The organism is Streptomyces sp. AM 4-1-1, from assembly GCF_029167625.1.
In the GTDB taxonomy this organism is placed as follows: Bacteria; Actinomycetota; Actinomycetes; order Streptomycetales; family Streptomycetaceae; genus Streptomyces.
This window is the reverse complement of sequence record NZ_CP119145.1, coordinates 843,035-857,971: the sequence shown is the minus strand read 5'-3', so window position 1 is coordinate 857,971 and position 14,937 is coordinate 843,035. Positions and strand designations below refer to the sequence as shown.

The following is a 14,937-nucleotide window of genomic DNA, read 5'->3' as shown; positions in this document are numbered from 1 at the left end:
GCCCAGGCGGGCCGGCGTGCGCGGACGGGCCGACGGGGACACACCCCGTCGGCCCGTCCGCGTTGTCGGTGCCGGGCGCTAACCTGCAACAACGCAGGAACACATGATCGAAGGCGCAGGACCGCGGGCCGGTGACGGAAGCGGTACGGCACAGGCGCCCAGGCGCGAGGGAGGGGAGTCCGACGTGCGGGTACTCGGCGTGGACCCGGGGCTGACCCGGTGCGGCATCGGCGTCGTCGACGGCGTCCCCGGACGACGGCTGACGATGCTCGGGGTCGGCGTGGTCCGCACCCCGGCCGACGCCGAACTGGGACAGCGGCTGGTCGCCATCGAGGCGGGAATCGAGCAGTGGCTCGACGAACACCGACCCGAATTCGTCGCGGTGGAGCGGGTGTTCAGCCAGCACAACGTCCGTACGGTGATGGGCACCGCCCAGGCCAGCGCCGTCGCCATGCTCTGCGCGTCCCGACGCGGCATCCCCGTCGCCCTGCACACCCCGAGCGAGGTCAAGGCCGCCGTCACCGGCAGCGGTCGCGCCGACAAGGCGCAGGTCGGCGCCATGGTCACCCGGTTGCTCGGACTCGCGGCGCCCCCCAGACCGGCGGACGCGGCGGACGCCCTCGCCCTCGCCATCTGCCACATCTGGCGGGCCCCCGCCCAGAACCGCCTCCAGCAGGCCGTCGCCACCCATCGCACGCTGAAAGGCCGCACCACATGATCGCCTTCGTCTCCGGCCCGGTGGCCGCCCTCGCCCCGACCACGGCCGTGATCGAGGTCGGCGGCATCGGCATGGCCGTCCAGTGCACCCCGGACACCCTCGCCGGCCTGCGGATCGGGAAGGAGGCCAGACTCGCCACCTCGCTCGTCGTCCGGGAGGACTCCCTCACCCTCTACGGCTTCGCCGACGACGACGAACGCCAGACCTTCGAACTGCTCCAGACCGCCAGCGGCGTCGGCCCCCGGCTCGCCCAGGCCATGCTCGCCACGCACAGCCCCGACGCCCTGCGCCTCGCCGTCTCCGCGGGCGACGAGAAGGCGCTCACCGCCGTCTCCGGGATCGGCAAGAAGGGCGCCCAGAAGCTGCTGCTCGAACTCAAGGACCGGCTCGGCGAACCCCACGGCGCCCACATCGGCCAGCAGGGCGTCGGCACGGCCGCCGCCTCTTCCTGGCGCGACCAGCTCCAGGCCGCCCTGATCGGTCTCGGCTACGCCGCCCGCGAGGCGGACGAGGCCGTCGCCGCGGTCGCCCCGCAGGCGGAGACCGCGCTCGCGGCCGGCGGCCGGCCGCCCGTGCCCCAACTGCTGCGGGCCGCCCTCCAGACCCTGAACCGCGCACGCTGACCGAGACTGCGACACTGCGGGGGACACCCCGACCCCGGCCGGAGCACCGCACGGCCCGGCACCGAAACACCCGAGGCGGGACTGACTGAATGAACTGGGACGAGACCGCGCCCGACACCGACGAACGGCCGATCGGCGCCGACGGCCGCCTGGTCCACGCCGACGCGGACGGCGAGGACACCGCGGTCGAAGCGGCCCTGCGGCCGAAGGACCTCGACGAGTTCGTCGGCCAGGAGAAGGTACGCGAACAGCTCGACCTGGTCCTCAAGGCGGCCCGCGCCCGTGGCGCCACCGCCGACCACGTCCTGCTCTCCGGAGCCCCCGGCCTCGGCAAGACCACGCTCTCCATGATCATCGCGGCTGAGATGGAGGCCCCGATCCGGATCACCTCGGGTCCCGCCATCCAGCACGCGGGCGATCTCGCCGCGATCCTCTCCTCCCTCCAGGAGGGCGAGGTCCTGTTCCTCGACGAGATCCACCGCATGTCGCGGCCGGCCGAGGAGATGCTGTACATGGCCATGGAGGACTTCCGCGTCGACGTCATCGTCGGCAAGGGCCCCGGCGCCACCGCCATCCCGCTGGAACTGCCACCGTTCACCCTCGTCGGAGCGACCACCAGGGCCGGACTCCTGCCGCCGCCGCTCCGTGACCGCTTCGGCTTCACCGGCCACATGGAGTTCTACACCCCGGCCGAACTGGAGCGAGTCCTCCACCGTTCCGCACGCCTCCTCGACGTCGAGACGGACGTCGAGGGAGCGGCCGAGATCGCCGGCCGCTCCCGGGGCACGCCCCGCATCGCCAACCGGTTGCTGCGCCGGGTCCGGGACTACGCCCAGGTCAAGGCCGACGGACGGATCGACCGGGAGATCGCCAGGGCCGCCCTGCGCGTGTACGAGGTCGACGGCCGTGGCCTCGACCGGCTGGACCGGGCCGTGCTCGGCGCGCTGCTGAAGCTCTTCGGCGGCGGACCCGTCGGACTGTCCACCCTCGCGGTGGCCGTCGGCGAGGAGCGCGAGACCGTCGAGGAGGTGGCCGAGCCCTTCCTCGTACGCGAGGGACTGCTGGCCCGCACGCCCAGAGGGCGGGTCGCCACACCGGCCGCGTGGGCGCACCTCGGACTGGTGCCGCCGCAGCACGACGGAAAGGGACAACAGGGCCTGTTCGGGGCGTGATGTGTCACAGGTTGGCCTTCAGCGGAACCCCGGTGCCATGCTGGGCGTTGTTCCAATGATGCGGACTCGCTTAGACTCCGCCGATGCCGCCCCCCAAAGGTCGGTGTTACCCACCCCCGTAGACCGTGTCGCATCCCCAGCACGGTCGTGTGAAGGAAGTTCCGTCCCGTGAGTCCTGGTTTCCTCCTCCCCTTCGTCGTGCTCATCGGGGCCATGTTCCTGATGACGCGGTCCGCCAAGAAGAAGCAGGCGGCGGCTACGCAGATGCGTAGCGAGATGCAGCCCGGCACGGGCGTCCGGACGATCGGGGGCATGTACGCGACCGTCAAGGAGCTCAACGAGGACACGGTTCTCCTGGAGGTCGCGCCCGGCGTTCACGCCGTCTACGCCAAGAACTCCATCGGTGCCGTCCTCGACGACGCGGAGTACAACCGCATCGTCCACGGCGACAACGACCTCAAGGCCGAGGGCGCGATCGTGCCCGACGACGCCTCCTCGCTCACCGACCCGGACGTCAAGGCCGAGGCCGAGGACGCCCCGGACGAGGTCAAGATCGACCTGGGCAAGAAGGCCGAGGCGGACGACGCCGAGCCGACCGGCGACGCCAAGAAGGACGGTAAGTCCGGCGCGGCCGACGGCGAGGGCGACGCGAAGTAACCCGCGCCCCGGGGACGCCGTGTGGCCCAGCGGCGCCCGGCGTTCCCCGGACCGTGCGATCTTCTGCGGGGGCAGGTCCCCACAACACTTCGTGGCCGCTCGGGCGCGTACCCGGCGCGGGGCGGTTGGACAGGGAGAAACGAGAAGGTGGCAGCACCGAAGAAGCGCCGAACACAGCCGGCGGGAGGCCAGGGAACGCCGGCGCGTTCCCTGGCTCTGATCCTGATCGCCATGGTCGCGCTCACCGGCGGTATGTTCTGGGCCGGTGAGCTGACGCCGCGACTGGGCATCGACCTCGCCGGCGGCACGACGATCACGCTCAAGGCCAAGAACGAGCCGGGGCAGAAGTCGGCGATCAACAAGACCAACATGGACACCGCGGTCGAGATCATGGAGCGCCGTGTCAATGGTCTCGGTGTGTCCGAGGCGGAGGTCCAGACCCAGGGCAACAGCAACATCATCGTCAACATTCCCAAGGGTACGAACTCCGCCCAGGCCCGTGAGCAGGTCGGCACGACCGCCAAGCTCTACTTCCGCCCGGTGCTGACGGTCGCCGGCGGCGCCCCCGCCGAAACGACGAACCCCAGCCCGGCGCCGACCCCCTCGGCGGGCGACGGGACGAGCGGGACCGGTAAGGCCACGCCGTCGGGGAGCCCGTCCGCGACCAGCACCACGCAGGGCCGTGCCGTCACCGGCGCCCTCAAGGCCGACTCCACTCCGTCCCCGTCCACCGGGGCATCCGGGGCCGCGACGACTCCCTCGGCGTCCCCCTCGCCCTCGGCGTCCTCGCCGGACGAAGCGGCGGCGGCCGAGCTCCAGAAGAAGTTCGCCGCCCTCGACTGCTCCGACCCTAACCAGCGAGCGGCCGCAGGGAAGAACGTCAAGCCCTCCGACCCCACCCTCGCATGTGGCGAGAACGCGCCGGGTCAGTGGGACAAGTACGTACTCGGTCCGGCCGAGGTCGACGGTAAGGACGTTTCCAAGGCGCAGGGCACCATTGACCAGAACAACGGTCAGTGGATCGTTCAGATGGAGTTCACCAGCGGCGGCGCCAAGAAGTTCCAGAAGATCACCGGTCGGCTCTCGCAGCAGCAGTCGCCCCAGAACCAGTTCGCCATCGTCCTCGACGGCGAAGTGGTGTCGGCACCGTCCGTGCGCACGACACTCAGCGGCAGCGCCGAGATCTCCGGCAACTTCACCCAGCAGTCCGCCGAGGACCTGGCCAACGTGCTGTCGTACGGTGCGCTCCCGCTCTCCTTCGAGGAACAGAGCGTCACCACCGTCACCGCCGCGCTCGGTGGCGAACAGCTCAAGGCCGGCCTGATCGCCGGGGCCATCGGCCTCGCGCTCGTCGTGATCTACCTGGTGGCCTACTACCGCGGCCTGGCGATGATCGCCCTGCTCAGCCTGGTGGCCTCCGGCATCCTGACCTACACGATCATGACACTGCTCGGCCCGGCCATCGGCTTCGCGCTCAACCTGCCCGCGGTCTGCGGCGCCATCGTGGCCATCGGGATCACGGCGGACTCGTTCATCGTCTACTTCGAACGCGTCCGGGACGAGATCCGCGAGGGCCGCACCCTGCGCCCCGCCGTCGAGCGGGCCTGGCCGCGCGCCCGGCGCACGATCCTGGTCTCCGACTTCGTGTCGTTCCTGGCCGCCGCGGTGCTGTTCCTCGTCACGGTCGGCAAGGTCCAGGGCTTCGCGTTCACGCTCGGTCTCACCACCCTGCTCGACGTGGTCGTGGTCTTCCTCTTCACCAAGCCGGTCATGACGCTGATGGCCCGCACGAAGTTCTTCGCCAGTGGCAACCCGTGGTCCGGGCTCGACCCGAAGCGGCTCGGCGCGAAACCGCCGATCCGCCGCTCGCGCCGTGTCAACGCCCCCACCGACCCGAAGGAGGCGTGAGATGTCACGACTCGGCAGTCTCGGCGCCCGGCTCTACCGCGGCGATGTCGGTTACGACTTCATCGGCAACCGCAGGATCTGGTACGGCATCTCGATCCTGATCACCATCACGGCCATCGTCGGCCTGGCGGTCAGCGGCCTCAACATGGGCATCGAGTTCAAGGGCGGGGCGGTCTTCACCACCGAGCAGAAGGCGAAGATCTCCTCCTCCGAGGTCCGTGAGATCGCGGCGGAGGAATCCGGTCACGAGGCCATCGTCCAGGAGCTCGGCGGCGGCGGTCTGCGCGTCCAGATCACCGAGGTCGACACCGCCAAGGCCGACGCGATCAAGGAGAAGCTGTCCGAGGAGCTCGGCATCCCGGCGGAGAAGATCAACGCCGACCTGGTCGGTCCCAGCTGGGGCGAGCAGATCGCCAACAAGGCATGGACCGGCCTGGGGATCTTCATGGTCCTCGTGGTGATCTACCTCGCCATCGCCTTCGAATGGCGCATGGCGATCGCGGCCCTGGTCGCGCTGATCCACGACATCACCATCACGGTCGGCGTCTACGCCCTGGTGGGCTTCGAGGTCACCCCGGGCACCGTGATCGGTCTGCTCACCATCCTCGGTTACTCCCTCTACGACACGGTCGTCGTCTTCGACAGCCTCAAGGAGGGCACGAAGGGGATCACCAAGCAGACCCGCTGGACGTACAGCGAGATCGCCAACCGCTCCATCAACGGCACCCTGGTCCGTTCGATCAACACCACGGTCGTGGCACTGCTGCCGGTCGCCGGTCTGCTGTTCATCGGCGGCGGTGTCCTCGGCGCGGGCATGCTGAACGACATCTCGCTGTCCCTGTTCGTCGGCCTCGCGGCCGGCGCGTACTCCTCGATCTTCATCGCCACCCCGCTCGTCGCCGACCTCAAGGAACGCGACCCGCAGATGAAGGCGCTGAAGAAGCGAATCCTCGCCAAGCGCGCGGCGGCCGCCGCCAAGGGTGAGTCCGCCGAGAGCGACAGCGACGACCCGGCCCGTGTGGACGACGAGGTGGCCGAGGACGAGACGCCCGCGGCGGCGGTCGTCGGCCAGCGCCGGGAGCCGCCCAAGGGCCACGGCCGGACCTCGGGGAAGCGCCGATGACCCGCACGGTCGACGACACCAGGGAGCTGCTGCTCAGCCGCATCCGAGACGTGCCGGACCACCCGAAGCCGGGTGTGATGTTCAAGGACATCACCCCGCTGCTCGCGGACCCGGTGGCCTTCTCGGCGCTCACCGACGCCCTGGCCGAGCTGTGCGTACGGCACGGAGCGACCAAGATCGTCGGTCTGGAGGCGCGCGGATTCATCCTGGCCGCGCCGGTCGCGGTGCGGGCCTCGCTCGGCTTCGTGCCCGTCCGCAAGGCGGGCAAGCTGCCCGGGGCCACGCTCTCCCAGACGTACGAGCTGGAGTACGGCTCCGCCGAGGTGGAGATCCACGCCGAGGACCTGTCCGCCGACGACCGAGTCATGATCATCGATGATGTGCTCGCCACCGGCGGCACCGCCGGGGCCTCGCTGGAGCTGATCCGGCGGGCCGGTGCCCAGGTGGCGGGTGTCTCGGTCCTCCTGGAGCTGGGCTTCCTCGGCGGCCGCGACCGCCTGGGGCCCGCCCTGCGCGGTGCCCCGCTGGAGGCACTCATCACGGTGTGAGACCGGCGGCATGTGACGGCGGGTGCCCCAGGAGCGACCTTCCTGGGGCACCCGCCGTCGCATACCGTGACCGTCGGGTCGTCCGGACGACAAAGCTCAAAATTCCCTCAAATATGTGTTCGAAGCATTTCCCTTGCTGATTGAATCCTCACGTTGTCGCCAATTCGGACAACGTAACGGGAGGAAATTGATGACGATTTCACGCAGGATCGCCACGGGGGCATTGGGTCTTCTGTCGTTCGCGGTGGTGGGTGTGGGCGCCTCGCCCGCAGGTGCCGCCCAGGTGCCGACGGTCGACTCGACGGACGTCCAGGTCGTGATGTCGAAGCCCGTCCTGGTCGTTGACGGCGCGAGCACTCTGGCGGCCAAGGGCATATGTTCCGGCTGGAAGAACGCGGGATCGCTTCCGGGCAAGTGGAGCACCATCAACGACGGCTGTGCCCACTTCGGCGCCAAGGGCATGAAGATGGTGTACGGCTGGAAGGTCTCCAAGGGCAGCAGCATCTGTGTGAAGGTGAAGGGCTTCAACGCTCAGGGGAAGAAGACCTGGTACGGCGCCGGCTGTGGCAAGAACGGCCAGATCACCGTGCCGTGGGGCAATGTGGCCGCCAAGAAGGAGATGCAGGTCAAGGGCGCTGCCCTGCTGCGCTGGAACTGAGTTCCCGCACGATCGTGCTTCGACCCGGCGAAGGGGGAGTGACCCGGTGCGGCCGGTGTTCGGGGCGTGACCACAGCGAAGGGCCGGCTCTGGCCTGACCCGGAGCCGGCACAGCTGCACCGAGTTATGGGGTGCAACTGAACCGAAGGACGGGCACCCGGGAACAATCGGGTGCCCGTCCCGCGTTGTCCGGGCTCTCCCGTTCCCAGGGGGAGCACCGGCCGGGGGATCGATACGATGGGCGTTCCGGGTGTCCGGATTCGCACGAGGAGCCACTCTTGTCAGACGAGGCCCAGCCAGTCGCCGCCCCGCAGCCCGAAGAGCACGAGGCGGCCCCAGCCACGCCCGAGAAGAAGCGGTCCGCGGAGACGGAGAAGCCCAAGCCCCCCGCCCCGGAGAGCGCGGGCGGCCCCGCGCCGGTCCGGGCCCCCGCGATCGGCTCCGGGGCCCCGGTCGCGCCCGCCGCCCCGGCCCAGCCGGCCCCCGCCCTCCCCGGCAGCTCCGCCCCCAAACCCCCGGCGAAGCCCGCCCAGACCGGCGGGACCTCCCGTTCCGGCGGTTCCTCCAACCGGGTCCGGGCCCGGCTGGCCCGGCTGGGCGTCCAGCGCTCCAGCCCGTACAACCCGGTACTGGAACCGCTCCTGCGGATCGTCCGGAGCAACGACGCCAAGATCGAGACCGCCACGCTGCGCCAGATCGAGCGCGCCTACCAGGTCGCCGAGCGCTGGCACCGGGGACAGAAGCGCAAGAGCGGCGACCCGTACATCACCCATCCGCTCGCCGTGACCACCATCCTCGCCGAACTCGGCATGGACCCGGCGACCCTGATGGCGGGCCTGCTGCACGACACCGTCGAGGACACCGAGTACGGCCTGGACACCCTGCGCCGCGACTTCGGCGACCAGGTCGCGCTCCTGGTCGACGGTGTCACGAAGCTCGACAAGGTGAAGTTCGGCGAGGCCGCGCAGGCCGAAACCGTGCGCAAGATGGTCGTCGCCATGGCCAAGGACCCCAGGGTCCTCGTCATCAAGCTCGCCGACCGCCTGCACAACATGCGCACCATGCGCTACCTCAAACGGGAGAAGCAGGAGAAGAAGGCCCGCGAGACGCTGGAGATCTACGCCCCGCTGGCGCACCGGCTCGGCATGAACACCATCAAGTGGGAGCTGGAGGACCTCGCGTTCGCGATCCTCTACCCCAAGATGTACGACGAGATCGTGCGGCTCGTCGCCGAGCGGGCCCCCAAGCGCGACGAATACCTCGCCATAGTGACCGACGAGGTGCAGTCCGATCTGCGCGCGGCCCGGATCAAGGCCACCGTCACCGGACGCCCGAAGCACTACTACAGCGTGTATCAGAAGATGATCGTGCGGGGCCGTGACTTCGCCGAGATCTACGACCTGGTGGGCATCCGGGTCCTCGTCGACACGGTCCGCGACTGCTACGCGGCGCTGGGCACCGTCCACGCCCGGTGGAACCCGGTGCCGGGGCGGTTCAAGGACTACATCGCGATGCCGAAGTTCAACATGTACCAGTCGCTGCACACCACCGTGATCGGCCCCAGCGGCAAGCCGGTCGAGCTCCAGATCCGCACCTTCGACATGCACCGCCGCGCGGAGTACGGCATCGCCGCCCACTGGAAGTACAAGCAGGAGGCCGTCGCGGGCGCCTCCAAGGTCCGTACCGACGTCCCGAAGAACACCGGGCGCGGCCAGGACACCGTCAACGACATGGCGTGGCTGCGGCAGCTGCTGGACTGGCAGAAGGAGACCGAGGACCCCAGCGAGTTCCTGGAGTCGCTGCGCTTCGACCTGTCGCGCAACGAGGTCTTCGTGTTCACCCCCAAAGGCGACGTGATAGCGCTGCCGGCCGGTGCGACGCCGGTCGACTTCGCCTACGCCGTGCACACGGAGGTCGGCCACCGGACCATAGGGGCCCGGGTCAACGGCCGTCTCGTACCGCTCGAATCGACCCTCGACAACGGCGATCTCGTCGAGGTCTTCACCTCCAAGGCGGCCGGCGCCGGGCCTTCGAGGGACTGGCTGGGCTTCGTCAAGTCGCCCCGGGCCAGGAACAAGATCCGCGCGTGGTTCTCCAAGGAGCGGCGCGACGAGGCGATCGAACAGGGCAAGGACTCCATCGCCCGGGCCATGCGCAAGCAGAACCTGCCGATCCAGCGCATCCTGACCGGTGACTCGCTGGTCACGCTGGCGCACGAGATGCGTTACCCCGACATCTCCTCGCTGTACGCGGCGATCGGCGAGGGGCATGTGGCCGCGGCGGGCGTCGTCCAGAAGCTCGTCCAGGCGATCGGCGGAGAGGACGCGGCCAACGAGGACCTGGTGGAGAGCGCGCCGCCGTCGCGTCGTAACAAGCGCCGCGCCAACGCCGATCCGGGTGTGGTCGTCAAGGGCGTCGACGACGTCTGGGTCAAACTGGCCCGTTGCTGTACGCCGGTGCCCGGCGACCCCATCATCGGGTTCGTCACCCGGGGCAGTGGGGTGTCCGTGCACCGCGCGGACTGCGTCAACGTCGACTCCCTGTCGCAGGAGCCGGAGCGAATCCTGGAAGTGGAGTGGGCGCCCACCCAGTCCTCGGTCTTTCTGGTCGCCATCCAGGTCGAGGCGCTGGACCGGTCCCGGCTCCTCTCGGACGTCACCCGGGTGCTGTCGGACCAGCATGTGAACATCCTGTCGGCGGCCGTCCAGACGTCCCGCGACCGGGTGGCCACCTCCCGCTTCACCTTCGAGATGGGCGACCCGAAGCACCTCGGACACGTCCTGAAGGCGGTACGGGGTGTGGAGGGCGTCTACGACGTCTACCGCGTCACCTCGGCCCGCAGGCCCTGACCCCTTCCCGGCACCCGTCCGGCAGCCCTCCGCGTCCTCACGCGGGGGGCTGTTGTCCGTCCTGGACGGATTCGTGGGCGGTGGGCGCGAGCCGGGCCGCCGAGTCCGCGACCAGTCTCGCGATGACCTTCGTGGCGGCGCGCAGTTCGTCGTCCGGCACATCGGTGAGAGCCTCGCGGAAGGTGTCCCGCACTCCCCGGTTGAGCCGGTCCACCACCGTACGGCCGCGCTCGGTGGGGGTCAGCAGCTGCGCACGGTGGTCACGGGCGTCCGGCGTCCGGCGGATCAGGCCACCCTGCTCCAGCCGGGCGGCCTGCCTGGTGACGTGCGGGGGGCGCACCAGCAGCCGCTCGGCGAGATCGGTGATCCGCAGCGGCTCCGGCCCCGCGCACAGCACGCGCAGCAGGGCGACCTCGGGCCGGTCGATCCGCACGCCCACGGCCGCCGTGAGCTGATCGTGCACCCTGCTGCGGCCCATCGCGTACGAGAGGGCCGTGACCGCCCGTACCAGGTCGTCCAGGGATTCGTCCGACTGTCGCGCCATGACGTCATCCTGCCTCATTCGCCGCTCCCGTCATCGAGGAGTACAGTTTAGATACCTTAAGTAAATGAGAACTGTTCCGATGGGAACGAACCGATCGACAGGAGCACCGGTAGTGCCTGGTGACACGAAGGCCGCGAAAGCCGGCCGGCAGCAGATGAAAGCCCTCGCGGGAGGACTGTGGTTCCCCCTGTTCTTCTTCGTCGGCTTCATGCTCTGCTACCTGCTGCCGTTCCACGCGCCGCAGCCGCACGACGTCAAGGTCGCCGTGTCGACGCCAGCCGCGGCGGCCCAGCTCCGCGCGGGACTCGACCAGCGGGCACCCGGCGGCTACGACATCGTCCCGGCCGCGGACCCCGCGGCCGCCCGGCAGGCGGTGCTCGACCAGGACGCCGTGGCGGCCTTCACCCTGGACGGCGGAAAGGCGACCCTCTACGAGGCCAAGGCCAACGGCGCGGCGATGGAGTCCGTCCTCTCGGCGACCTTCACCCCGGTCGCCGCACAGGCCGGTGCGGACCTCGACACCGTCGAGCTGGTCCCGACCGCCGCCGGCGACGGCACCGGCACCGGACTGTTCTACCTGGCGATGGCCTGGAACATCGTCCCGTACATCACCGTCATGATGCTGCTCCGCGTGGTGACCATCGGCCGCCGCGGGAAGCTCCTGACCTTCGCGGGCCTCGGCGCCTTCGTGAGCGTGGCGGGCTTCGCCGTCGCCCAGGCCCTGGACGTCGTACCGAACGAACCGCTCGCGATGGTGTACGCGTTCCTGCTGACGCAGGCCGTGGCCTGGGTGACGTACGGCCTCGTGCCGTTCGTCAAGCAGTTCATCCCGGGCGTCGCGATGGGCCTGTTCGTCCTCCTGTCCATCCCGTCCAGCGGCGGCGCCATCCCGCACCAGCTCGTGCCCGGCTTCTTCCGGGCCCTGCACCCCGTGATGCCGCTGGGCAACCTCGTCGACGCGCTGCGCGGGATCTTCTACTTCGACGGAACCGGGCTGCTCAGGCCCACGCTGGTCCTGCTGGCGTGGCTGGCCGCGGGCGCCGGACTCATCGGGGTCGGAGTCGTCGGACAGCGCAAGGCCGAACGGGCGGCCACCGGGTCCGCCGAGGAGGAGATCGTCGAGGACCCGGCCATCGAGGCGCCCCGCGAGACGAACGCCTCCGGTGGCCCGAGCCCCGTACTGACGGGCCTCGCCGCCGACGAACACGGCAGCCCGGTCGCCGACGCCCTGGTCACCGTCATGGACGCGGACAGTCACCGTCTCGCCCTCGTCCATACCGACGAGACCGGACTGTACGAGGCCGTCCTGCTCGGGACGCGGCCGGTGCCCGGCGAGTCCGTCACCGTCCTGCTCTCCGCCCGCGACCGGGCCCCCGTCGCCGCGCGGCTGCACCCACGCCCCGGCGAGACCGTGCGCAAGGACTTCGTCCTTACGTCCGCCCTGGCCGAAGCGGTACCCGCCGCCGGAGTCCCGGCGCTGTGAGATCCGCGCGGTACCGCCCCGCACACTCCCCGCATGAACACAGCACGTCAGCACCGAGGAACAGGACCGAAGAACAGAACAGGCCGGAACAAGCACTCGCCGGCCGCCGCACGACCGCGGTCTCGCGCCGGTGCCCGCTCTCCTCACCGGGGACGGCGCCCGGTTCATGACCGGCCAGGTCTTCCCGTGGACGGCGAAGCCCCCATGACGCGCCGACCGGACGAACGGACGGCCGGCGCGCCGCCCCTGACGCGGGTCGGGCCCTCCACCGGTGCGGTGGAGGGCCCGACCTCGTACGGCGGGGGAAGCGGGGATCAGCCCCCGAACTCCTCCAGGCCCTTCAGCGCCTGGTCCAGCAGGGCCTGCCGGCCCTCCAGCTCACGCGCGAGCTTGTCCGCCCGCGCGTTGTTGCCCGCGGCGCGCGCCGTGTCCACCTGGGTACGCAGCTTGTCCACGGCCGCCTGGAGCTGACCGGTCAGACCCTCGGCACGGGCCCTCGCCTCCGGATTCGTCCGGCGCCACTCCGTCTCCTCGGCCTCCTGGAGCGCCCGCTCCACCGCCTGCATCCGCCCCTCGACCTTCGGGCGGGCGTCGCGCGGCACATGGCCGACGGCCTCCCAGCGCTCGTTGAGCGAGCGGAACGCGGACCGGGCCGCCTTCAGATCCCGCACCGGCACCAGTTTCTCCGCCTCGGCCGCGAGCTCCTCCTTCAGCTTGAGGTTCTCGCCCTGCTCGGCGTCCCGCTCGGCGAAGACCTCACCACGCGCGGCGAAGAAGACGTCCTGCGCACCGCGGAAACGGTTCCACAGCTCGTCCTCCGCCTCGCGCTGGGCCCGGCCCGCCGCCTTCCACTCCGTCATCAGATCCCGGTACCGGGCGGCCGTCCCGCCCCAGTCCGTGGACCCCGACAGCGTCTCGGCCTCGGCGACCAGCTTCTCCTTCGCCCTGCGGGCCTCCTCGCGCTGGGCGTCCAGCGAGGCGAAGTGGGCCTTGCGGCGCTTGGAGAACGCCGACCTGGCGTGCGAGAAGCGGTGCCACAGCTCGTCGTCCGACTTGCGGTCCAGCCTCGGCAGCCCCTTCCAGGTGTCGACCAGCGCCCGCAGCCGCTCACCCGCCGACCGCCACTGCTCGCTCTGCGCCAGCTCCTCCGCCTCGACGACCAGCGCCTCCTTGGCCACCTTGGCCTCGTCGGTCTGCTTCGCCTTCTGGACCTTGCGCTCCTCGCGCCGCGATTCGACCGTCGCGACCAGCGCGTCCAGCCGCTCACGCAACGCGTCGAGGTCGCCGACGGCGTTGTGCTCGTCGACCTGCTGCCGCAGATGGTCGATGGCGGCCGTCGCGTCCTTCGCCGACAGGTCGGTGGTCCTCACCCGTCGAGCGAGGAGACCGATCTCGACACTCAGGCCCTCGTACTTGCGCTCGTAGTAGGCCAGGGCCTCCTCGGGAGAACCGGCCTGCCACGATCCGACGACCTTCTCGCCCTCGGCCGTACGCACGTACACGGTGCCCGTCTCGTCGACACGGCCCCACGGGTCGCTGGTCACAGCGCCTCCTCCACATGATGTCCGCGCGAGGCTCTCGCCCCCCGGACATCGTCCACAGTTTCCTGGGGCGGGCAGCGCCCGCCCTGCACAACGCCAATCTAGGCGAACGGCTGCCCGGCTGTCCGCACTCAGCGCGGTCGAAATTCCTCCGCACCCGCTTCCCGGCCGGACGGCCCGCCAGGGCGCCGGGTCACTTCTTGTCGACGGTGGCCTTCGAGACGGTGACGGCCTTCTTCGGCGCGCCGTCGCCGCCGCCGTCGGCCACACCGCCCGCGCCGACCTTCTCCACGGTCTTCAGACCGGCTGCGTCCATCGTGCCGAACGGCGTGTAGGTGGGCGACAGTTGGGTGTCCTTGTACACCAGGAAGAACTGGCTGCCGCCGGTGTGCTCCTGGCCGGTGTTCGCCATCGCCACCGTGCCGGCGGGGAAGGTCACCGTGCTGTCGGCGCCCGCCTTGCCCAGCGCGGTCAGATTCTCGTCCGGGATCGTGTACCCGGGCCCGCCCCGGCCGTTGCCGTCCGGGTCGCCGCACTGGAGCACGAAAATACCCTGGGTGGTCAGCCGGTGACACTTGGTGCCGTCGAAGTAACCCTTGTCGGCGAGGGACTTGAAGGAGTTCACCGTGTGCGGTGTCTTCGCCGCGTCCATCGTGATCACGATGTCGCCCTGATTCGTCTTGAGCGACATCGTGTACGACGCCTTCGCGTCGATCTTCATCGCGGGTTCGGCCGACGCGCTCGTGCTCGCAGAGGGGGAGGCGGCCGGGCTCGCCTTCGCCGCCGTCTCGCTCCTGTCGCCGTCGCCGTCCCTGGCCACGTACGCCGTCACACCGGCGATCGCCGCCACCGCGACCACCGACGCCGTGACCAGCGTGATGATCCTGGTCCTACGGCGGCCCTCCTCCCGGCGCTGCTGCTGCCGCTCGAACTTCTCCCTGGCGAGCTGGCGCCGCCGCTGATCGCTGCTGACCACCGGGTGTTCTCCTTGTACGTCGTCTGAGCCGGGCCTGGACTGCCCCGTACCGTATCTGGGTTAGCTGTGTGATGAGGAGCGCCGGTAGGCTCTGATCCGCCGCAATATCCGCCACAGCCGTTTCTGCCGGACGACCA

At 70.2% G+C, this 14,937-nt stretch carries 13 protein-coding genes; 10 read left to right on the top strand and 3 right to left on the bottom strand.

The window, feature by feature from the left end; all coding sequences use genetic code 11:
* Positions 1 to 184 precede the first annotated feature (184 nt).
* From ruvC to PZB75_RS03370, 9 genes are all read left to right on the top strand, one after another.
* Positions 185 to 718 carry a crossover junction endodeoxyribonuclease RuvC gene (ruvC, locus tag PZB75_RS03410; protein ID WP_275533798.1) on the top strand — a complete coding sequence of 178 codons (534 nt, stop codon included), beginning with the start codon at positions 185 to 187 and terminating at the stop codon, positions 716 to 718.
* A complete protein-coding gene (gene ruvA / locus PZB75_RS03405) occupies positions 715 to 1,341 on the top strand; it encodes a Holliday junction branch migration protein RuvA (protein WP_275533797.1) in 627 nt (208 codons plus the stop codon). The genes ruvC and ruvA overlap by 4 nt, the downstream gene beginning before the upstream one ends.
* A gap of 89 nt (positions 1,342 to 1,430) precedes the next feature.
* On the top strand, positions 1,431 to 2,513 hold the full coding sequence (ruvB, locus tag PZB75_RS03400; protein WP_275533796.1) for a Holliday junction branch migration DNA helicase RuvB: 1,083 nt from the start codon (positions 1,431 to 1,433) through the stop codon (positions 2,511 to 2,513).
* 168 nt (positions 2,514 to 2,681) lie between these two features.
* Positions 2,682 to 3,170, top strand: coding sequence for a preprotein translocase subunit YajC (gene yajC / locus PZB75_RS03395; protein ID WP_275533795.1), 489 nt, complete (start codon positions 2,682 to 2,684; stop codon positions 3,168 to 3,170).
* A gap of 147 nt (positions 3,171 to 3,317) precedes the next feature.
* Positions 3,318 to 5,078, top strand: coding sequence for a protein translocase subunit SecD (secD, locus tag PZB75_RS03390; protein ID WP_275533794.1), 1,761 nt, complete (start codon positions 3,318 to 3,320; stop codon positions 5,076 to 5,078).
* A 1-nt stretch (position 5,079) separates the two neighbouring features.
* Positions 5,080 to 6,201: a protein translocase subunit SecF gene (gene secF / locus PZB75_RS03385; protein WP_275533793.1), complete on the top strand. Its 1,122-nt coding sequence runs from the start codon at positions 5,080 to 5,082 to the stop codon at positions 6,199 to 6,201.
* On the top strand, positions 6,198 to 6,749 hold the full coding sequence (locus PZB75_RS03380; protein ID WP_275533792.1) for an adenine phosphoribosyltransferase: 552 nt from the start codon (positions 6,198 to 6,200) through the stop codon (positions 6,747 to 6,749). Before secF ends, PZB75_RS03380 begins: the two co-directional genes overlap by 4 nt.
* A gap of 190 nt (positions 6,750 to 6,939) precedes the next feature.
* On the top strand, positions 6,940 to 7,407 hold the full coding sequence (locus PZB75_RS03375; protein WP_275533791.1) for a hypothetical protein: 468 nt from the start codon (positions 6,940 to 6,942) through the stop codon (positions 7,405 to 7,407).
* A gap of 278 nt (positions 7,408 to 7,685) precedes the next feature.
* Complete coding sequence (locus tag PZB75_RS03370; protein ID WP_275533790.1) at positions 7,686 to 10,256, top strand: RelA/SpoT family protein; 2,571 nt, start codon at positions 7,686 to 7,688, stop codon at positions 10,254 to 10,256.
* A 37-nt stretch (positions 10,257 to 10,293) separates the two neighbouring features.
* On the opposite strand, the gene PZB75_RS03365 is transcribed toward PZB75_RS03370, so the two are convergent.
* Positions 10,294 to 10,800, bottom strand: coding sequence for a MarR family transcriptional regulator (locus tag PZB75_RS03365; RefSeq protein WP_275533789.1), 507 nt, complete (start codon positions 10,798 to 10,800; stop codon positions 10,294 to 10,296).
* 112 nt (positions 10,801 to 10,912) lie between these two features.
* Here PZB75_RS03365 and PZB75_RS03360 point away from each other — a divergent pair, with 112 nt between their 5' ends.
* The gene (locus tag PZB75_RS03360) at positions 10,913 to 12,283 is read left to right on the top strand and encodes a hypothetical protein (protein WP_275533788.1); all 1,371 of its coding nucleotides are present in this window, start codon (positions 10,913 to 10,915) and stop codon (positions 12,281 to 12,283) included.
* A gap of 314 nt (positions 12,284 to 12,597) precedes the next feature.
* Here the strand turns inward: PZB75_RS03360 and PZB75_RS03355 are convergent, their stop codons facing one another.
* The gene (locus PZB75_RS03355; protein ID WP_275533787.1) at positions 12,598 to 13,827 is read right to left on the bottom strand and encodes a DUF349 domain-containing protein; all 1,230 of its coding nucleotides are present in this window, start codon (positions 13,825 to 13,827) and stop codon (positions 12,598 to 12,600) included.
* Between the two features lie 190 nt (positions 13,828 to 14,017).
* Positions 14,018 to 14,800, bottom strand: coding sequence for a peptidylprolyl isomerase (locus PZB75_RS03350; RefSeq protein ID WP_275533786.1), 783 nt, complete (start codon positions 14,798 to 14,800; stop codon positions 14,018 to 14,020).
* Positions 14,801 to 14,937 lie beyond the last annotated feature (137 nt).

Coding starts and splice junctions, on each gene's coding strand:
- ruvA (WP_275533797.1), top strand. CDS start 715: ATGATCGCCTTCGTCTCCGGCCCGGTGGCCGCCCTCGCCCCGACCACG.
- ruvB (WP_275533796.1), top strand. CDS start 1,431: ATGAACTGGGACGAGACCGCGCCCGACACCGACGAACGGCCGATCGGC.
- secF (WP_275533793.1), top strand. CDS start 5,080: ATGTCACGACTCGGCAGTCTCGGCGCCCGGCTCTACCGCGGCGATGTC.
- PZB75_RS03380 (WP_275533792.1), top strand. CDS start 6,198: ATGACCCGCACGGTCGACGACACCAGGGAGCTGCTGCTCAGCCGCATC.
- PZB75_RS03375 (WP_275533791.1), top strand. CDS start 6,940: ATGACGATTTCACGCAGGATCGCCACGGGGGCATTGGGTCTTCTGTCG.
- PZB75_RS03365 (WP_275533789.1), bottom strand. CDS start 10,800: ATGGCGCGACAGTCGGACGAATCCCTGGACGACCTGGTACGGGCGGTC.